Annotated in this window: 16 protein-coding genes; 10 read left to right on the top strand and 6 right to left on the bottom strand. The window is 41.2% G+C overall.

Annotated features, from left to right (window positions below):
• Positions 1-74: 74 nt before the first annotated feature.
• Entirely contained in the window at positions 75-2,030 is a 1,956-nt protein-coding gene (locus ABIB50_RS11105) for a KUP/HAK/KT family potassium transporter (RefSeq protein ID WP_429379785.1), read from the bottom strand.
• 196 nt (positions 2,031-2,226) lie between these two features.
• Between ABIB50_RS11105 and ABIB50_RS11100 the strand changes: the two genes are divergently transcribed.
• The 10 genes from ABIB50_RS11100 (at position 2,227) to ABIB50_RS11055 (ending at position 12,690) form a co-directional block, all read left to right on the top strand.
• On the top strand, positions 2,227-2,715 hold the full coding sequence (locus ABIB50_RS11100) for a T9SS type A sorting domain-containing protein (RefSeq protein WP_429379784.1): 489 nt from the start codon (positions 2,227-2,229) through the stop codon (positions 2,713-2,715).
• Between the two features lie 94 nt (positions 2,716-2,809).
• On the top strand, positions 2,810-3,421 hold the full coding sequence (locus ABIB50_RS11095; protein ID WP_429379783.1) for a fumarylacetoacetate hydrolase family protein: 612 nt from the start codon (positions 2,810-2,812) through the stop codon (positions 3,419-3,421).
• Positions 3,422-3,538: 117 nt separating this feature from the next.
• The gene (locus ABIB50_RS11090; protein WP_429379782.1) at positions 3,539-5,251 is read left to right on the top strand and encodes a M23 family metallopeptidase; all 1,713 of its coding nucleotides are present in this window, start codon (positions 3,539-3,541) and stop codon (positions 5,249-5,251) included.
• On the top strand, positions 5,251-5,709 hold the full coding sequence (bcp, locus tag ABIB50_RS11085; RefSeq protein ID WP_429379781.1) for a thioredoxin-dependent thiol peroxidase: 459 nt from the start codon (positions 5,251-5,253) through the stop codon (positions 5,707-5,709). The genes ABIB50_RS11090 and bcp overlap by 1 nt, the downstream gene beginning before the upstream one ends.
• Positions 5,710-5,904: 195 nt before the next feature.
• Positions 5,905-6,459 (top strand): RNA polymerase sigma factor, encoded by a 555-nt coding sequence (locus tag ABIB50_RS11080; RefSeq protein WP_429379780.1) that lies wholly within the window; start codon positions 5,905-5,907, stop codon positions 6,457-6,459.
• 51 nt (positions 6,460-6,510) lie between these two features.
• Positions 6,511-7,425 carry a hypothetical protein gene (locus tag ABIB50_RS11075; protein ID WP_429379779.1) on the top strand — a complete coding sequence of 305 codons (915 nt, stop codon included), beginning with the start codon at positions 6,511-6,513 and terminating at the stop codon, positions 7,423-7,425.
• Between the two features lie 3 nt (positions 7,426-7,428).
• The gene (locus ABIB50_RS11070) at positions 7,429-7,929 is read left to right on the top strand and encodes a hypothetical protein (protein WP_429379778.1); all 501 of its coding nucleotides are present in this window, start codon (positions 7,429-7,431) and stop codon (positions 7,927-7,929) included.
• 68 nt (positions 7,930-7,997) lie between these two features.
• Positions 7,998-9,185, top strand: coding sequence for an aspartate aminotransferase family protein (locus ABIB50_RS11065; protein ID WP_429379777.1), 1,188 nt, complete (start codon positions 7,998-8,000; stop codon positions 9,183-9,185).
• Between the two features lie 217 nt (positions 9,186-9,402).
• Positions 9,403-11,682 (top strand): glycosyltransferase, encoded by a 2,280-nt coding sequence (locus ABIB50_RS11060; RefSeq protein WP_429379776.1) that lies wholly within the window; start codon positions 9,403-9,405, stop codon positions 11,680-11,682.
• Positions 11,683-12,690, top strand: coding sequence for a glycosyltransferase family 4 protein (locus ABIB50_RS11055; protein WP_429379775.1), 1,008 nt, complete (start codon positions 11,683-11,685; stop codon positions 12,688-12,690).
• 17 nt (positions 12,691-12,707) lie between these two features.
• Here the strand turns inward: ABIB50_RS11055 and ABIB50_RS11050 are convergent, their stop codons facing one another.
• From ABIB50_RS11050 to dnaE, 5 genes are all read right to left on the bottom strand, one after another.
• Positions 12,708-13,106, bottom strand: a complete 399-nt coding sequence (locus ABIB50_RS11050; RefSeq protein ID WP_429379774.1) for a hypothetical protein — start codon at positions 13,104-13,106, stop codon at positions 12,708-12,710.
• A gap of 204 nt (positions 13,107-13,310) precedes the next feature.
• Positions 13,311-14,810, bottom strand: coding sequence for a glycoside hydrolase family 130 protein (locus tag ABIB50_RS11045; RefSeq protein WP_429379773.1), 1,500 nt, complete (start codon positions 14,808-14,810; stop codon positions 13,311-13,313).
• 170 nt (positions 14,811-14,980) lie between these two features.
• A complete protein-coding gene (locus ABIB50_RS11040; protein WP_429379772.1) occupies positions 14,981-15,901 on the bottom strand; it encodes a DUF58 domain-containing protein in 921 nt (306 codons plus the stop codon).
• A 73-nt stretch (positions 15,902-15,974) separates the two neighbouring features.
• Positions 15,975-16,295 (bottom strand): thioredoxin, encoded by a 321-nt coding sequence (trxA, locus tag ABIB50_RS11035; RefSeq protein ID WP_429379771.1) that lies wholly within the window; start codon positions 16,293-16,295, stop codon positions 15,975-15,977.
• Between the two features lie 133 nt (positions 16,296-16,428).
• Positions 16,429-20,016: a DNA polymerase III subunit alpha gene (gene dnaE / locus ABIB50_RS11030; RefSeq protein ID WP_429379770.1), complete on the bottom strand. Its 3,588-nt coding sequence runs from the start codon at positions 20,014-20,016 to the stop codon at positions 16,429-16,431.
• Positions 20,017-20,036 lie beyond the last annotated feature (20 nt).

Here is a 20,036-nt window from a genome sequence, read left to right as displayed (position 1 = left end):
AATAGAGATTGCAAAGTTATTTTTACAATCTGTATTAATACTGAAGAAATATTAATTTAAAATGTTTTTAACATTTAACAACTAACGCGAGTAATTTCCACTGTCTCCGGCGCGGCCAGCATCAATGGTACTTTCTCTATCGTTACAAAACTCAGGTCGAGCCCAAAGCCCCGCTCTTCTGATAAGCTTATTTTTTTAAGATAAGCGTAAAATGCCATAACTGCTTTCTCATAAAAAGAAAGGTTTTGTGAACGCGAAAGCACTTTCTCAATTACCACGAATCTAAAATCACCAACAATTTTATGTTTGTTTAACGATTGGTAACGGCTGGTAATATCAACTTCACCGTTTTTAACAAGGTCCTCAACCACGCGCCTGAACAGTAAGTTTATTTGCTGCTCAATACGGAAACCTAATTTAAAGTCAATCCTGATCAATTTATTAGGCACCAGTACATCAACCTCGTATTCTTTTTTATAAGGCTCATCCACCACGTCAACGTGCACCAGCCAGTACACATCGGCACGCTTAGGTTGCTTTTGCAGGATGGAATAAATAATTTTCGATTCAACTTCCGAGTTAAAGTTAGCGCTGGTTAAATACACCAGTTGCGACGCGTATTTAGGTACGGTCTCGTCATCGCTTAGTTCTTTTATGATATTGTAATACTCATCTATCTCAACAAACTTAACGTAGCGGTTCCTGATCTTACGGGCAGTGTGCCAGGTCCACATAACAGCAAATAAAAACGCGCCTATTGATAAAGTGAACCAGCCACCGTCTTTAAATTTGTTTAGGTTACCATATAAAAATGTGCCTTCTATAAGCAGGTACATGGCAAGGAAAGTGTTCACCATATAATTTGGTACTTTTTTACGGCGTAAAAACCGCGACACCAAAATAGTGGTCATTAACATAGCTACCGTAATACTTAAGCCGTAGGCGGCCTCCATACTGTCAGAATGTTTAAACAATAGCACCACACCTATACAGCCTGCGCATAACAACCAGTTAACGCTTGATACATACAGCTGGCCTTTTTGCTCGCTCGGGTAATGGATCTTTACTTTGGGCCAAAGGTTTAATCTTACAGCCTCAGCAATCAATGTAAATGAACCTGATATTAAGGCCTGGCTGGCAATAATAGCGGCAATGGTAGCAATACCGATACCGTAATTTAAGAACCACACCGGCATTATCTGGTAAAAAGGGTTAAGCAGGTTAAGATCAAGTATCTGCCCGTTATGCTGTAATAGCCAAACCCCCTGGCCCAGGTAATTCAGCACCAAGCAGGTTTTAACATACACCCAACTGATCTGTATATTTTTACGGCCGCAATGGCCCAAATCTGAATATAAAGCTTCGGCACCAGTAGTACACAGGAACACAGCACCTAAAATTATAAAAGCATGATAAGTATGTCCTGTTAACAATTTAAACGCGTAATACGGGTTTAATGCTTTTATTATTGTTGGGTCCTGCACTATATAGGATATGCCCAATACACCCATCATGGTAAACCATATAAACATAATAGGGCCAAAAGCTTTGCCTACCATTGATGAGCCAAACTGTTGTATCAGGAATAAAACCGCAATAATGGCTATTACTACCGGCTCGGTATGTAAACTGGGGAACCTTGGCAGCAAGCCTTCAATTGCAGCTGATATGGTAATTGGTGGTGTAATAATACCATCGGCAAGTAAGGCACAGCCGCCAATTACTGCCGGCACTATCAGCCATTTGGCTTTACGGCGCACTAACGAGAAGAGCGAGAAAATACCACCCTCGCCTTTGTTATCGGCCCGTAAGGTTATTACCACATATTTTAAAGTTGTTTGCAACGTTAGCGTCCAGAATATGCAGGACACCCCACCCAATACCAAAATATCGGATATAGCATTTTTACTACCAACAATTGCTTTGAACACGTATAACGGAGAGGTACCTATATCTCCGTAAATAATTCCTAAACTGATAAGGAGCCCAGCGGCTGTCAGTTTTTGTAGATCTTCTTTATGATGCGACACTATCTTTGTTTAAAACGCACAAAATTATTAAAATATTTGATTAGAACTTATAAAATGTAAAAACGTATAAGTATTTAAATTGTTAGGCGTTAAACCATCTTTGTTAAATAGTGTTAAATAGTGTAATAAAAGTATGGATATTGAAATTGATGAAATCTTTATTTATACTTTTGTAAACGAAAACTAATTATAACGCATGAGGAAAAATTTTACCTCCACTTATTCATGGATACTAATAATTGCAATAGCAATATCCATGAACTGTGCGCTTGCTACGGCGATGCAGCTTCCCAATCACGACTCGATAAATTACTCGCCTTTTAAAAAGAAAGTAAAAAAGAACATATTATCATTTACCCTGCCGCCCATAAAGCCTGGAGTTATATCAAGTACAAAACTATCCGTACCACGGGCCGACGATAAATTATTAAGCAGTGTAGAGGTTTATCCAAACCCTATAACCGATCAAATCAATTTAAAATATATGTTGTCGCGTAACTCAAACGTCACTATAAAAATGGTGGATGTATTGGGTAATGATGTAATGGTACTGTTTTCGCAAAGGGTTGAACCCGGCGAACAAGTGCTAACCCGCCCTGTTAATCCTAAATTAAACCGCGGCTTTTACTTTATCCGCGTGGTAGCCGGTACCGAATCAATTATCAAACGGATCTCTATTTTATAATTATTGAATTATTGATTGAGTGAATTATTGAATTAATTCCTATTAACTTTACCATTCAATAATCTGTAATTCAATAATTCATTCATTATACTACATGAAGATCATCGCTATTGGCCGCAACTATGCAGAGCACGCCAAAGAACTAAATAACCCAGTACCAACTACCCCGGTAATATTTTTAAAGCCCGATACCGCTTTATTAAAAGACAACAAGCCTTTTTACCATCCTGATTTTTCTGAAGATATCCATCACGAACTGGAAGTGGTTTTGAAGATTAGCAAGGAAGGAAAGCACATCAGCGAAAAGTTTGCGGCAGGTTATTATGATGAAATAGCATTAGGTGTTGATTTTACCGCCCGCGACATCCAATCGCGCCATAAAGAAAAAGGCTTGCCGTGGGAACTGGCTAAGGCGTTTGATAACTCGGCCCCCGTTAGCAACTTTGTGCCTAAAACCAATTTTACAGATATCTACCAGCTTAATTTCCATTTGGATGTTAACGGCCAAACCAGGCAAACGGGCAATACAAGTAACCTGCTGTTCTCGTTCGAATACATCGTCGCTTTTGTATCCCGCTATTTCACACTAAAAAAAGGCGACCTGATATTTACCGGTACACCGGCAGGTGTTGCTAAAGTTGCTGTCGGCGACAGATTAGAAGGTTACCTGGAGCAAGAAAAGCTGATCGACTTTTACGTAAAGTAAAAGCCGTGCCAGGTTTGTTCAACCTGCAGTTACACAGTAATTTAATAACTTAGCCAGCGTTATGCCGAAACAAGTTCTGCATGACGGCGTTAATATATAGCACCTATAATTAGTTTAATGAATAAGTTTTTTTCTGCCCTCCTGTTAATATCCTGCTATACATTCAGCGCCCACGCACAAACTATACAAAGTAAACAATACCCAAAAAACTTTTTTCGTTACCCGCTTGATCTTCCGCCATCTACCGCCGGGGGCTTTGCCGAATTAAGGCCAAATCATTTTCATGCCGGGTTAGATTTCAGGACAAACCAACGAAGCGGCTATCCCGTGCATGCCGCTGCCGATGGTTATGTATCCCGTATAAGGGTGCAGTTTGGTGGTGGCGGCAATATTGTTTATATCGATCATCCCAACGGATATACAACAGTTTATATGCATAACCAAACCTTTAGCCCGCAAATAGCTAAAGTACTACGCGACTACCAGTATGCGCACCAATTGTACGATGTCGATTTTAATTTACCCCCTGATCAGATAACAGTTTGTAAAGATGATGTTATTGCCATATCGGGCCAATCGGGCGCTGTGGCCGGGCCGCATGTCCACTTCGAGATCAGGGATACCAAAAGCGAACAAACTATCAATCCGCAGCTATTCGGCATTACCATTCCCGATGGCATACCACCGGCAATAACCGCCGTGGGTATTTACCAGTTAGATGGGAAACCTTTTAGCGAGAACACGCCGCGCCAGTTTTTGGCGGTTGCCGGCGCAGCCGGTAGCTATCACCTAAAAGTGCCAAAGGTTATTGAGCTTAGCGGCAGTGTAGGTTTCGGGATATCAGCTACCGACAAAAACAGCGCATCAGTTAACCCTAACGGCGTATATTCAATTGAATTAAAGCTGGATGGCAAAACGGTTTATACCTTTGCTGCCGAACGGTTCGCGTTCGATCAAACCCATGCTATTAATGCGTATATTGATTACCCAACGTATTTAACCGCGCATCGCTTTATTCAGAAGTGTTTCGTACCACCCGGCAGTAATATCTCGCTTTACCCGCAATCTGTAAACCGGGGTATCATTAATTTTAATGACGACAGGCAGCACGATGTAGAATATGTAGTTAAAGATGTTGCCGGCAATACCTCTACAATTACTTTAAAAGTACAATCAAAATATGTGTTCCCCGCAACTACTGTATTAAAGTCGCCGGAGGCGGCTTTTCGCTACAATCAACGCAACGAGTTCAGTACCGATAAAGTAAAGATCATCATCCCGCAAGGAAATTTATATGATGATGTTGATTTTAAATACGAAGCGCTGCCCAAAAAGCCTAACGCTTATTCTATCACCCACCACTTACATAACCGGCTTACCCCTATTCATGACAAGTATGATATCTGGATAAAGCCGGACGTTGACCTGGGCGACAAAAAAGACAAAGCGCTTATTGTAGGTACTGGTGGCGTATGCGATAGTTGCGTTTATGACAATGGCTACATTAAGGGTAAGGCCCGTGCCTTTGGCGATTATTATATCACACTGGATGAAACCCCGCCTTATGTTACGCCGTTGAACATCCGCAGCGGCGCTAACCTGTCGAAAGCTAAAAAGATCTTTATACGGATAGGCGATAATCTATCAGGCGTAAAAACTTACAATGGCCGGATAGATGACAAATGGGTGCTGATGGAATGGGATTATAAAAGCAGGATACTAAGTTATACCTTTGATGATAGCGTTGCAGCCGGCAGGCATAAATTTGAGCTGGTGGTTGGCGACGCTAAAAACAACTTTTCACAATACAAAGCAGATTTTATAAGATAATGGCAACACTAAAAGCAGGCGACAAAGCCCCCGATTTTACCGCGAAGGACCAAAATGGCAAAACAGTTTCGTTAGCCGATTTTAAAGGCAAAACCGTTATCCTTTATTTTTATCCAAAGGACGACACCCCGGGCTGCACTGCCGAGGCCTGCGATTTCAGGGACAACTATCAATCGTTGGTTGGTAAAGGTTTCGAGGTTATTGGTGTAAGTACTGATGATGAAAAATCACATAAAAAATTCGAGACCAAGTATAATTTGCCGTTCCCGCTGATAGCAGATACCGATCACAGCATAGTAGATGCGTACAATGTTTGGGGCGAAAAAAGCATGTATGGTAAAAAGTTTATGGGTACCATACGCACTACATTTATTATTGATGGCAATGGTATTATTAAACAGGTAATTGATAAGGTGGATACCAAGGCGGCATCACAACAGGTGCTGGATTTGTTGTAGCCCCACCCCGGCCCTCTCCAAAAGGAGAGGGGGCTTTAAAATTATTTATTAAGTTTGTTTTCAGCTTTGCATCGAGGTCCCTCTCCTTTGGAGAGGGATTTAGGGTGAGGCTAAAAAAATAATAATTACTTTAGCGCCAATAGTTGTTTAAAACAAAAACCCTAAATAACTATTATAGTAAAAAATATATTACACATGGCCACACAGGTTGAAGATGCAGAGATACTAAGTAAGTTCCAGGACGAAAAGACCCGGAACGAAGCATTTAACCTGCTCCTTGCTAAATATCAGCAAAAAATTTACTGGCATATCCGCCGCATGGTTATTGATCATGATGACTCAGATGACTTGGTTCAGGACGTTTTTATAAAGGTTTGGAAAAACCTTGCAGGTTTCCGCAGCGATTCGCAGCTCTATACCTGGATGTACCGTATAGCCAGCAACGAGTGTATCACCTTCCTTAATAAAAAGAAACAACGTAATAATGTTTCTATCGAGGACGAAGCTTATAACTTAGCAGATACATTGGCCGATTCAAGCTATTTTAATGGCGACGCGGCGCAAAAAAAATTACAGAATGCAATAATTACCCTCCCCGAAAAACAACGTCTTGTATTTAACATGAAGTATTATGACGATATGAAATACGAGGAAATGTCGCAGGTTTTGGGTACAAGTGTCGGGGCCTTGAAGGCATCGTTCCATTTGGCAGTTAAAAAAATAGAGGCTATTTTATTGGCAGAAGATTAAATTTAAATTGTGATTAAACCTTTTCATCTAAATTTCATCTATTAGGTAATCATGGCAAGCGATATAGAAAAAAAAGAATGGCTAAATGATTACGCACAGCTTAAACAGGTGGATATAAAAAACCCGTTTACAGTGCCTGTTGGCTATTTTGAGGGGTTGGATGAACGTATAACATCAGCAATTAAACTGGACGAATTGAAAGCATCAGTTCCGACGGAGGGCTTTAGTGTACCCGAAAATTATTTTGAAGAACTAAGGAATAACATACAAAGCCGTATAACGGTTGAAGAAGTTTTAGATATAACGGCCAGCGGTTTAACCGTTCCTGAAAATTATTTCGAAAACTTAAGCAGCAACATACAAGGCCGTATAGCAGTTGAAGAAGTATTAAATACCGAAGGAAACAATTTTACAGTTCCGGCAAATTACTTTGAAGAATTAAGCAATAACATACAAAGCCGTATAGCGGTAGAGGAATTATTGAATACCGAAGAAAACAATTTTACCGTACCTGCAAATTACTTTGAGGAGCTAAGCAGCAAAATACAAAGCCGCCTGGTAATTGAAGAAGCATTGGTTAATGCAGCAGATACGCTTACTGTTCCTGAAGGTTATTTTAACAAGTTAAACAAAGACATTTTAAATAAAACAGTTAACCAGGATATCGTAAAACGCAAGAGCGTTGTTATCAGGATGATCTCTTCGACCGCGTTTAAGTATGCAACTGCTGCTTGTTTCCTGTTGATGATAGGTACCGGTGTATTTTTACAAATGCAATCGCCGGAAGCTATACATGATCGTTCGTTTTTACATAAAGAATTATCGGCTATCCCGGTAAGTGATATACAGGATTACCTGGAAGAAAATGTTGATGGTGGCGATACCCAGCATACCGTTACTTCTGAGAGCTTGCCTGTTAGTGCAGCCGAATTGAAAGCCGCTTTACAAGATTATACCGACCAATAAGATATGATTAAGAATAAGTTGTTCAAGCATGTTTTTGTTGTGTTGGTGATATCATGTATCAGCTATTCGGCTTATTCGCAAAATTCGCGTATGCAATTGCGCGAGCAAAAACTAAATAGCGGCAATAATGCGGTCCGTGCACAAAACTCCGGCATGCGCCGTGTGCAGGTGGTTAAAGAAGCATTTTTAAACCAGCAGCTTGCACTTACCCGTGCACAGGCCGAACGTTTTTGGCCAGTATATCGCCGCTATCAAAATGAGCTGTTTGAAGTAAGGCGTTTAAAGCGCCTTAATAATTCGGACGCGCAGGCTAATGGTGCCGAACAGGTAAAAAAGGATTTGGATTACGAGGCCCAGTTGGTTGACATCAAAAAGCATTATAATGAGGAGTTTATGAAGATACTACCTCCCGAAAAAATAAGCCAGTTAATTAAAAGCGAACGCGAATTTAATGATGAGCTGGTACGTAAGCTTCACGAACAAAACCCGGGCAAACAGGAGTAAAATATTTTTAACTAACAATAAAAAGGCTTATCGCATAAAGTGGTAAGCCTTTTGTATTTTTGGGAGATATGTTAACCCTCCGCCAATTATTTTTAGCCAACAATGCACAAACTACAGATTTCCCACTGTTATTAGAATTTGAGCGTGCCGAAGGCGTTAATCTTTATGATACGGCAGGCAAAGCCTATATCGACTTGATATCGGGCATAGGTGTAAGTAACCTGGGCCATAGCAATCCGTATGTTATCAATGCAATAAAACAACAGGTTGATAAGTACATGCACCTGATGGTATATGGCGAGTATGTGCAAACCCCGCAAGTTCGCTTCGCCGAAAAACTGGTGTCTATCCTGCCCGATAACCTGCAATCCGTATACTTTGTAAATTCGGGTGCCGAAACAGTTGAAGGTGCTTTAAAATTAGCTAAGCGTTTTACCGGCAGGCATCAAATCATATCGTGCCATAACTCCTACCACGGTAGTTCCCATGGAGCCTTAAGCGTAATGGGTAATGAGGATTTTAAACAAGCCTATCGTCCATTATTGCCGGGTGTTAATTTTATCCGCTTTAATCATATTGATGACCTGCAATATATAACAGATCAAACTGCCTGCGTCATTATCGAAACCATACAAGGCGAAGCAGGTATCCGTGTGCCCGACATGGCCTATATGCAAGCCCTGCGCAAGCGTTGTGATGAAACAGGCACCTTATTGATATTAGATGAGATCCAGGCCGCATTTGGCCGTACAGGTACGCTTTTCGCTTTCGAGCATTTTGGTATTGTGCCGGATATTTTATTGCTGGCTAAAGCTCTTGGCGGTGGTATGCCGCTAGGTGCTTTTATATCATCAAACAAAATAATGGGCGCGCTAAAAGAAAACCCGATACTTGGGCACATTACCACCTTTGGCGGCCACCCGGTTTGTTGCGCAGCGGGCCTGGCTGCGCTGGAGGTATTGTTGAATGATAACCTAATAGCACAAGTCACCGAAAAAGAAACTTTAATGCGAAGCTTACTGGTACACCCTACTATAAAACAAATCCGCGGTATAGGGCTGATGCTGGCTATCGAGCTTGAAAACTTCGATCTCAACAAAAAAATAATAGACCGTTGTATTGAACGCGGTGTAATAACCGACTGGTTTTTACATTGCGATAATTCCATGCGCATTGCCCCTCCCCTTATCATTAGTGATGACGAAATTAAAACAGCATGCGCGGTTATAGTAGAGGCAATAAGTTATTATTGTTAAGCTACAGTAAAATTCCTCCTTCTCTTATTTCCATAGCTGTTTCCACAAATCTTGGTATGGTTTATGCAAAATGTAGAGTACGCTGTTAAAAAGTGCACTTAAACGGTATAAATAACATTTTTTCAGTGAAAATGCACGGTTTTTTAGTCAGTTTACTATACACTAACCGAAAAGAGCTACTAACACCATGACCAGCACTATCACATTACCAAAAAATATGAAAATAGCATACATCTCAACCTATCCGCCCCGCGAATGCGGTATCGCTACGTTTAACCAAAATTTAATGCGTGCCATTGGCTCCAATTTCCCTGACCGGGGAAATTTATTAAAAGGAGATTTTGTAGTAGCGCTAACTGATTCGGAAGATGTTCATGAATACGAATATCCTGAGGAGGTGAAATATGTCATCCGTCAAAATCATCAAAAAGACTATATAAGAGCCGCAAACTATATCAACACCAGCACCGCCGATGCAGTTATAATGGAACATGAATTTGGCATTTATGGCGGTGAAAGCGGGATCTATATTTTACCATTATTAAACAGGTTAGAGAAACCATTAATATCTATTTTACATACAATACTTAAAGATCCAAGTTATGTGCAGCGCGTTATCATCAGGGAGATAGCAGAGCAATCTGCCAAGATCATCGTGATGAGCCAGCGTGCTGTAGAGTTCTTAACTACTATCTATGATATCCCGGCCGAGAAAATACAAATAATAGAACATGGTGTACCCGACCTGGAAGCACCGGAAGATAACCCGGTAAAAAACTTAACTCCGTTTAAAAACCACCGGGTGCTTTTAACTTTCGGTTTGATAAGCCGTAACAAAGGCCTGGAAACCGTGGTACGTGCGTTACCGCGGATAGTAGAAAACCACCCGGACGTTATGTACGTTGTTTTAGGTAATACCCACCCCGGCGTAATAAAAAACTCGGGCGAGGAATACCGCGACCATTTAAAAACACTGGCTAATCAATTAGGTGTGTCGCAAAACCTGTGTTTTGTAAATAAATTTGTAGCCGAAGAAGAATTAATTCAATACCTGTCGGCTGCCGAAGTTTACGTGACGCCTTATTTAAACGAAGCACAAATAACCAGCGGAACCTTATCTTATGCCGTTGGTGCAGGTGCTGCTGTTGTATCAACACCATACTGGCATGCTACCGAACTATTGGACCATAACCGCGGCCGTTTATTTGATTTTAAAAATGCCGATGCTTTGGCCGATATCGTAATTGAACTATTGGACCAGGACAGGGTGTTGAAAGAATTAAAACAAAACGCGTACGAATATGGCTTGCATTTACGCTGGCCGGTTGTAGGCGCCGAGTATATTAAAGTTGCACAGGAAGCCTGCTACGAGCATGATTTCAGAGATAAGATCTTAAAGAACAGTATTGTTGACCCTGAGATAATGCCAAAATTCAGCCTTACCCATGTATTACGTTTAACCGACGATACTGGTATAGTTCAACACGCTAAATATGGCATTCCTAATTTAAAAGAAGGTTATTGTTTGGATGATAATGCGCGTGCATTGATCATGGCCATTATGGCTCATAAACGCAGTAACAGTAAGGAAGCATTTGAATTGCTGCCCATCTACCTTAGCTACATTCACTACATGCAAACGGATGATGGTAATTTCCGCAACTTCCTGAGCTTTGACAGGCGTTACCTGGATGAAATAGGATCCGAAGATTCATTTGGCCGTACCATCTGGAGCCTGGGCTATTTAATAGCTTATGCCAGCAGTAACTCATATAAAGAATTTGCCACCGAGATCTTTCAGCGATCATTCCCGCATTTTGGATCTTTGAAACATTTAAGGGGTATGGGTAATGCCATTATCGGTATAGCGCTTTATCTGCAAATGCATCCTACGGATGAAGGTATGATGAATGAACTGGCAAGAATGACCCAACCATTGGTTGATGCTTACGAAAAAACCCGTAGCGACGACTGGGAATGGTTTGAAGAAGGCATGACCTATGATAATGCCATCCTTCCGTTAGCTTTACTACACTCTTGCCAGGTAACAGGTAATGAGCGTGTTAAAGAGATAGCTTTAAAAACTATGGGTTTTTTGGATAACCTGACCTTATCAAACGGCTATTTAAGCCCGGTTGGTAATGATGGCTGGTATTATCGTGGTGGTAAATTCCCAACGTTCGATCAGCAGGCTATAGAGACGATGGCGATGGTGTTGATGCACTTCCAGGCTTACCAACTGTTCCGCAAGCCCGAGCATATCGAGAAAATGTTTTTATGCTATAAATGGTTCCTGGGCGAAAACACTTTGCGTGCGCCATTATATGATCATGAAACCAAAGGTTGCTGCGACGGCTTATTGCCAACCGGTATAAACCGTAACCAGGGTGCAGAAAGTACATTAGCTTACTTAATATCGCATTTAACAGTGCTGCAAGCGTTTGAGTTGGAATACGAGTACAATCGGTTTTCGAACAAACTGGTAACCGCTAAATAAATGAAAGTAGCAGTATTGGCCCCCGTAGCCTGGCGCACACCGCCCAGGCACTACGGCCCGTGGGAGCAGGTTGCATCAAATATTGCTGAAGGCTTAATTAAGCTTGGCATTGATGTTACACTTTTTGCTACCGGCGATTCTATTACTGCCGGCAAGCTGGATGCTATTTGCGAACAAGGTTATGAGGAGGACCGTACCCAGGACGCCAAGGTGCTGGAGTGCCTTCACATTAGCAATTTAATGGAGAAGGCAGGCGAGTTTGATATCATTCACAACAACTTTGACTTTTTGCCGCTAACCTATTCGCGGTTAATAAAAACGCCTGTTATCACTACTATTCACGGGTTTTCGTCTGAACGGATTATTCCGGTTTATAAAAAATATAATTCAATCGGTAATTACGTATCCATAAGTAATAGCGACCGGAGCCCCGAGCTTAATTACTTAGCCACAGTTTATAATGGGCTTGATCCCAAAGATTTTGAACTAAATGAAAACCCGGACGATTACTTGTTGTATTTCGGAAGGATCCATCCACATAAAGGAACTGCCGAGGCTATCGACATCGCCAAAAAAAGTAAACGCAAATTAATAATAGCCGGTATAGTGCAGGACGAGGGATATTTTAAAAACAAAATTGAACCCCAGCTTAACGACCAAATAACCTATATTGGCAGTGCCGGCCCTGAAAAGCGAAACATTTTATTAGGCAACGCTTCGGCCTTACTACACCCCATAAGTTTTGATGAACCGTTTGGAATGAGTGTTGCAGAGGCTATGCTTTGTGGCACCCCGGTTATTGCTTTTAACAGAGGGTCAATGCCTGAATTGATTAAAAACGGTGAAACCGGTTTTTTGGTAAATGATATTGATACTGCCGTTGAAGCTGTTAAAAGCCTAAGGGATATTAATCGTGTCGATTGCTATACCTGGGCAACCACCCAATTCTCATGCGATAAGATGGTTGCTGATTATTTGAATCTTTATCGTAAGATTTTGAGGTATTAAACTCGCTTGATATTCAACTAAGCAGATAATTCAATATTGTTACCTAAGATATTTTCTTTTTGATCTTGGTGAGACTGTTCATCATAATTCATTAATGGCCTTAACGTGGCTTCCTGCGATTGATGGCTGTCATCAGCGTCTTCATGATGATAGTTTGATAACTGTATATGCTCGGCATATTTGTAACCAAGTCTTTTATTCTCTTCGTCGATAAAAGTAAACAGATCGCCCAGGCAAGCGTGAACGGCCTGCAGGTATTTGTAGTTGGTTGATGTAAGGCATTTACCCACGTCATCGGGGCCTTTGCCGGGTTCGCAAAAGTTTAATTTGGTAATTATACCATTAATTAATTCAGCCTCAAATTTGCCTTCGTTATGCCAGGCAAGATTATTTTTTATTTCTCTAAAATGATCCATGGGGTATATAAAATTATCGCCATACAAATTTGTTAAACAGTTACCTAATTAATTCACTGTCACTATTTGTATTACAAGGGATATGCCAAATCCAGCTAAAATAATAAAAGGCCCTGCAGTTAATTCTGAGGGCCTTTTAGATTAATAAATCTTAAATATCCGCGTATAGTATTTAATACATATTGGATAGCACTTTAATATACATTAAGCCGGTACTTTCTTATCCAGTTTCTTTGTTTCCTTGGCGTCTTCTTTAAACTTAGCTATTAAATCATTCAGATCGATCTCGGCAAATGAGGTTGAGTAATCTGATAAACCATAAGGGATAATCAGTTTACCATTATTGATAATAGAGCCGCACGAATAAATAACGTTCGGTACATAACCTTCGCGTTCGTCGCTGTTAGGTATCAATATAGGCTCTCTAAGCCTTCCAATCTCTACTTCCGGGTCATCCAGCTTAAGCAGGCTTGCACCCAGCACATACCGGCGCATAGGGCCAACGCCGTGTGTGATCACTATCCAGCCGTGCTCAGTTTCAATCGGCGATCCACAATTACCTATCTGTACAAACTCCCAGCTAAATTTGGGCTTTTGCAGTAATATCGGTTTCTCCCAGATATTGATCTTGTCAGAGTACATAATGTAGTTATTGCAACCGTCAATCCGTGATATCATTACATACTTACCATTTATCTTACGTGGAAATAGCGCCAGGTTTTTATTTTGAGCACCGGCACCATATAACGGCATTATCTTAAAATTATAAAAATCAGTTGTTTGCAGCAATTTAGGCATTATTAGGGCGCCATCATAAGCAGTATAGGTGGCATAATAAACACGGCTGCCATCCTCGTTTCTAAACTCAACAAACCGTGCATCTTCAATACCCTTACGTTCATATTCTGATATCGGGAATATCACACGATCCGATATATCGGTGTCCAAAGAAAACACAATCTCGTAGTATGAATCGGCAAGCCATAATACCTTATCATACTCCAGCTTTTTCATATCGCTTTCCTGCAATTTTTGCGAATCGGATATGATACGGCGCAGGTTAGAATATTCAAAGTGATGATCAAGTTTTGATTCCAACTCATGCAGTACATCAATGTTGATCTGTGTAATGGCAGCCTTATCAAAAAACAGTTTTTTATTGTAAACCGCATTACGCACAATTTCGGCCTCGTCAATATAATTACCTGCCGGTAAAACGGTAATGTTATTATTTTTGTCGATCAACGCCCGGCGGAACGTGATAGACGAAATATGCCCCTCACCTACTGCCCGAAAGCTCATAATAACCCGGCGCTCGCCCTCCGACAGTTCATTTTGATCAGGGTCCTGTACAATAGACGGGTTAAAAAATGCCGCCGACTCTATTGAATACTCATGCGTAAAATACGACCCAATCAATAACTTACGGTATACGGTAAGCGTATCATAATCAATATTTAATTCTGTAAAAAGCGGTTTTAATTTGCTGCAATGGCGGTTTAAAACACGAGTTATATTACGGTGGCGCTTAGAGTACTCTTGCAGCAAGGGAGAGATAATACTGAATGCTTCTTCCTCACTTATATTTATAACACGTTCTAAAACTTCTTTGGCGCGATCATTTCCATTAAAAAAGAATCTTGCAATAACACGTTTGGGATCTGGATTAACTCTTACGGGTTTACGTTCAACAGCTAACTTCATATATAATTTATGCGTTTTATAGTTAACACTAACTATTGTAAATTGATTTGGATAATTTGATTTTACTTGTTTGAACTTATGGTTGAGTAAGTTAGAGCGATTGGCGAGCGGTTTGTTTAATTATTTACTAAATATTTATTGGGAAAAGCACACGCTCAATCTTCAGCAGCCTACACCATGCTGTTACGTTTAATAAGGTATGATTTAAGTATGTTATAATATCCGTCCTGTATAGGGGCATCAACTATATCGATATGGTATTGCGCGCATTTTAATTCAAGCTGGTGCTTATAATGTTGCAGTGAGGTTTGATATGCCTGGCGAATTTTGCCGGGGTGTACCTTTACTTCGTCGCCACTTTCTATATCGATGAAATGATGCGGGCGGTTGTCAAAATTAAAGTCAAGTTCTTTTTGTTTGTCGTTAACATTAAATATTACCACCTCATGCTTATTATATTTTAAGTGCTGAATGGCAGCAAATAAGGCGTTCATTTTTTCCGAGTCAAGGTTGTTTTCAAGCATATCGCTGAAAATAATGATTAACGACCGCTGATGCACCTGCTCTGCTATCTGGTGCAATACATTAGTAATGCTGGTTGAAGTTTTTTCCTTCGGATTGTTATACAGCTTCTCTAATTCAGCATAGAGGTAAAACAAGTGGGTCGAGGTTGATTTAACCGGGCTTATCCAATCCACTTTATCTGAGAATATGCTTAGTGCAAACGCGTCGCGCTGTTTTTTAAACAGGTACATTAATGATGCAATGGCGTAGATAGAGAACTGCAGCTTATCCATCCCCTTTTCAGGAAAATTCATGGATGATGAGCTATCAAGCAATAAATAACAGCGCAGGTTGGTTTCTTCTTCAAACTGTTTTACAAACAGTTTATCGGTACGGGCCATCAGCTTCCAGTCGATATTTTTTACCGACTCACCGTTGTTGTATAGCCTATGCTCGGCAAATTCAACCGAGAAACCATGGAACGGACTTTGGTGCAGGCCAGTTATAAAACCTTCAACCACCTGGCGGGCCAAAAGCTCCAGGTTGGCCAAATGCCTTATTTGCTGATCGTCGTTTAATTGCCCCATGCTGTATTATAAAGGAACAAAAAAAGCCTTACAAAATTGTAAGGCTTTTTAAAAACTTTAATATATAAATGAATTAAGCTAACTGAGCATCCAATTTACCGGCTAAAACCGATTTTGGAACTGCGCCAATTTGTTTGTCTACAATTTCGCCATTTTTAAAGTATAATAAAGCAGGGATATTGCGGATACCATATTTTACAGATATGCCAGGGTTGTTATCGACATTTACTTTGCCTACAACTGCTTTACCGTCATAATCTTTTGCTATTTCTTCTACTACCGGGCCAACCATTCTACAAGGGCCACACCATTCTGCCCAAAAGTCAATTAGTACAGGTTTATCTGATTTAAGCACCAACTCATCAAAGTTTGCGTCTGTTATTTCTAAAGCCATGATATTTTTATTTTATTGTTGTACAAATATATACTATTCAAATTGCTTGCCACAAATGCATACCTGACAAACTGACAAAGAAATTACTAACAATAGGCGTGTTTATAACACTGTGATTTTAGGGTGACAAATATCAATTCAACACCGCGGCGCTATTGGTCACACTCAGTATGTCAGCCATTAAATCATCGCTTGGGTTTACCTTATAGCTTTTTGACGGCATTTCGATTAACATGGCCTCATCCCTTATCTTAAACCTGAGGGTACAGTTTTTCATGGGGTATTTTTGGTTATTGGTTTCAATAACGTCCTGTATATTATTCAAGAGCTGATCGCTAAGCGAGTTCAATTCTATAAACACGGTAAGCGATTTGGTTAACTTATCACGCATTTCTGATAGCAGGCTCATGCTGACAATGCGCAGGTCCCAGTTATCCTTCTGGCGAAATTTCTCTTCGATATTCCCTTTAATATGCAGGAAATAGCCGTTAACCATCAGGTTTTTAAACTTGATATAATCCTCGCCAAACATGGCAAACTCGTACGACTCATTATAATCTTCTAACACAAAAGTGCCAAAGGGCTTGCCTGTTTTGGTCATTTTATGCTGGGCATTACCTACCAGGCCGCCAACACAAACCTCGCCGCGTTTACGCAGCTGGGCAAATGCCGCCATTACTTCTTCGCCCCCTTCACCCGACCGGGCCTTCTGCATGTTTTTTAACTCGCTGATGGTAGTATTACAATACTTTTCCATCTCAAGCTTATAATTATCCAGCGGATGGCCGGTTAAGTATATGCCGATAACTTCCTTTTCGTACTTCAGCTTTTCTATCAGTGGCCATTCCTCACACTCGGGCATAGCCGGTTCGGGGATATAGGATGCTACCGACCCGCCAAATAACGACGACTGCGTGGTGCTTTGCGTATTCTGGTAATCGTTAGCATATTTAATTAAACGTTCAACACCTGTTAATATGCCGTTCTCTGTCTTAGCAAAGAATTGTGCCCGCTTAAGTCCAAACTCATCAAATGCGCCGCCCATTACCAGGTTTTCGTATGATTTGCGGTTAACACTGCGCGTATTTGATCGTTGTGCAAAATCATATACAGATTTATAAGGGCCGCGTTCTGCACGTTCTTCAATAATACTTTCAACCGCTTTATCGCCTACTCCTTTAACACCGGTTAAACCAAAACGCACCTGTCCCTTTTTGTTAACTGCAAACGCCATGTCCGACTCGTTAATATCCGGACCCAAAACCTCAACCCCCATGCGGCGGCATTCTTCCATAAAGAAGGTTATCTTCTCCATGTTGTTCTGGTTATTTAAAACCGCCGCCATATACTCGGATGGGTAATGCGCTTTTAAATAGGCAGTTTGGTATGCCACAAAGGCATAACAGGTGGAGTGCGATTTGTTGAACGCGTACTGCGCAAAGGCTTTCCAGTCGGTCCAGATCTTGGTAAGCTTATCTTTCGGATGGCCCTTTGCTATTGCCCCGTCCATAAACTGTGCCTCCATTTTGTTTAGTACCTCAATTTGCTTCTTACCCATGGCCTTACGCAAAACGTCAGCATCGCCTTTACTAAAGCCTGCCAATTTTTGCGACAGAAGCATCACCTGCTCCTGGTACACGGTAATTCCATAGGTTTCGCCCAGGTACTCTTCCATGTCCGGCAGGTCAAACTCAACAGGTTCATAACCGTGTTTACGTTTAATAAACGATGGTATGTACTCTATCGGCCCCGGGCGGTAAAGGGCGTTCATGGCTATTAAGTCTTCAAACTTATCGGGCTTCAGGTCGCGCAGGTACATTTGCATGCCGTCACTTTCAAACTGGAATGTACCATTGGTATCGCCGCGTTGGTATAGCTCAAAAGTTAGCTCGTCATCCAGCGGGATATAATCGATGGAGATCTCTACCCCATGATTTTGTTTGATCAATCTCAAAGCATCTTTTAAGATAGTAAGGGTTTTCAGGCCCAAAAAGTCCATCTTAATTACACCTGCATCTTCAATTACACGACCGTCATACTGGGTAACCAATAAGTCGGAGTCCTTTGCCGTGGCAACCGGCACAATATCCGTTAAGTCATAAGGGGCAATAATGATACCCGCCGCGTGTACACCGGTATTACGTACCGATCCTTCCAGTTTTTCAGCTTCGCGAAGTACGATGCCTTTTAAATCTCCTGTCGATTTATAGATCTCGGCCAGTTCTGGCACCTGTTCTATGGCTTGTTTTAAGTTGATGCCCAAAGTATCGGGCACTAATTTCTTTAACGCGGTAACGTCAGACAGCGGCATATCCAGCACACGGCCCACATCCTGGATACTTGTACGTGCAGCCATAGAACCATAGGTAATGATTTGGGCTACCTGGTTCTTACCATATTTTTCAACTACGTAATCAATAACTTTCTGGCGGCCGGCATCGTCAAAATCCGTATCAATATCGGGCATTGACTTACGATCCGGGTTCAGGAATCTCTCGAACAGGAGGTTATACTTCATCGGGTCGATGTTGGTAATGCCTGTACAATAGGCCACCACCGATCCGGCTGCCGACCCACGGCCCGGACCAATAAACACACCGATATCCCGGCCATGCTTTATAAAGTCCGCTACAATTAAAAAGTAACCGGCAAAACCCATGGTGCGTATGGTAAACAACTCGAAGTTGATGCGTTCTTCAACCTCCGGTGTAATATCTATATAGCGCTCTTTAGCGCCGGTAAAAGTTAAGTGCTTTAAATACTCCCATTGGTTAAGCGTATCCGCATCCGGCGTACTCTCACTATGGATCTTGAACTCTTGCGGGATAACAAAGTTGGGCAGCAGGATGTCACGCTTAAGCTTTAGCACTTCTACTTTGTCAACTATCTCGTTGGTATTATCTAATGATTCAGGGATATCATGAAACACCTTACCCATTTCGGCCTGCGTTTTAAAATAAAACTGGTCGTTAGGGAAACCAAACCTGTAGCCTTTACCACCCTCCTCATCCGTAGCTATGGGCGTGCTTTGCATATCGCCGGTATTTACGCATAATAAAATATCATGCGCGTTACTATCCTGCTGATCCACATAGTGTGAATCGTTAGAGCAAATAACCTTTACATTATATTTCTTGGCGTATTTAAGCAAGGTATTGTTAATGATCTCCTGCTCGGGGATCTCGTGGCGTTGTACCTCTATGTAATAATCTTCGCCAAAAAGGTCAAGCCACCATTTAAATTCTGTTTCGGCTTCGTCAGGGGTTCCCCTTAAAATAGTTTGTGGTACCGATGCACCAATACAACAGGTAGTGGCAATAAGTCCTTTATGATATTTTAAAATAAGCTCTTTATCTATCCGCGGCCATTTACTGTACAGGCCTTCCATGTAGCCGTAGCTGCAAAGCTTAACCAGGTTTTTATAACCTTCGGGATTTTTAGCCAATAATAGCTGGTGGCGGCGTACATCCCTCTTTTCTTTGGTAAATTGTTTTTTATGCCTGTCCTCCACTACGTAAAACTCGCAGCCTACAATTGGTTTTACATTGTGCTTACCTGCCTCGGCTACAAACTTAAACGCGCCAAACATATTACCATGGTCGGTAATTGCCAGGGCCTTCATACCATCGCCGGCTGCTTTTTTAAATAATTTTGATATATCGGCGGCACCGTCAAGTAATGAAAACTGGGTATGTACGTGTAAGTGCGAAAAATCAGGCATTATATAATAATATATTTTTT

It is taken from the genome of Mucilaginibacter sp. UYCu711, from assembly GCF_050433825.1.
GTDB lineage: Bacteria > Bacteroidota > Bacteroidia > Sphingobacteriales > Sphingobacteriaceae > Mucilaginibacter.
The sequence above is the reverse complement of the archived record's forward strand: the minus strand, read 5'-3'. Positions and strand labels throughout refer to the sequence as shown.

What these genes read in the sequence shown, in the direction of transcription:
- ABIB50_RS11100 (WP_429379784.1), top strand. Translation starts at nt 2,227, where the DNA reads ATGAGGAAAAATTTTACCTCCACTTATTCATGGATACTAATAATTGCA.
- ABIB50_RS11095 (WP_429379783.1), top strand. Translation starts at nt 2,810, where the DNA reads ATGAAGATCATCGCTATTGGCCGCAACTATGCAGAGCACGCCAAAGAA.
- ABIB50_RS11090 (WP_429379782.1), top strand. Translation starts at nt 3,539, where the DNA reads ATGAATAAGTTTTTTTCTGCCCTCCTGTTAATATCCTGCTATACATTC.
- bcp (WP_429379781.1), top strand. Translation starts at nt 5,251, where the DNA reads ATGGCAACACTAAAAGCAGGCGACAAAGCCCCCGATTTTACCGCGAAG.
- ABIB50_RS11080 (WP_429379780.1), top strand. Translation starts at nt 5,905, where the DNA reads ATGGCCACACAGGTTGAAGATGCAGAGATACTAAGTAAGTTCCAGGAC.
- ABIB50_RS11075 (WP_429379779.1), top strand. Translation starts at nt 6,511, where the DNA reads ATGGCAAGCGATATAGAAAAAAAAGAATGGCTAAATGATTACGCACAG.
- ABIB50_RS11070 (WP_429379778.1), top strand. Translation starts at nt 7,429, where the DNA reads ATGATTAAGAATAAGTTGTTCAAGCATGTTTTTGTTGTGTTGGTGATA.
- ABIB50_RS11065 (WP_429379777.1), top strand. Translation starts at nt 7,998, where the DNA reads ATGTTAACCCTCCGCCAATTATTTTTAGCCAACAATGCACAAACTACA.
- ABIB50_RS11060 (WP_429379776.1), top strand. Translation starts at nt 9,403, where the DNA reads ATGAAAATAGCATACATCTCAACCTATCCGCCCCGCGAATGCGGTATC.
- ABIB50_RS11055 (WP_429379775.1), top strand. Translation starts at nt 11,683, where the DNA reads ATGAAAGTAGCAGTATTGGCCCCCGTAGCCTGGCGCACACCGCCCAGG.
- ABIB50_RS11050 (WP_429379774.1), bottom strand. Translation starts at nt 13,106, where the DNA reads ATGGATCATTTTAGAGAAATAAAAAATAATCTTGCCTGGCATAACGAA.
- ABIB50_RS11045 (WP_429379773.1), bottom strand. Translation starts at nt 14,810, where the DNA reads ATGAAGTTAGCTGTTGAACGTAAACCCGTAAGAGTTAATCCAGATCCC.
- ABIB50_RS11040 (WP_429379772.1), bottom strand. Translation starts at nt 15,901, where the DNA reads ATGGGGCAATTAAACGACGATCAGCAAATAAGGCATTTGGCCAACCTG.
- trxA (WP_429379771.1), bottom strand. Translation starts at nt 16,295, where the DNA reads ATGGCTTTAGAAATAACAGACGCAAACTTTGATGAGTTGGTGCTTAAA.
- dnaE (WP_429379770.1), bottom strand. Translation starts at nt 20,016, where the DNA reads ATGCCTGATTTTTCGCACTTACACGTACATACCCAGTTTTCATTACTT.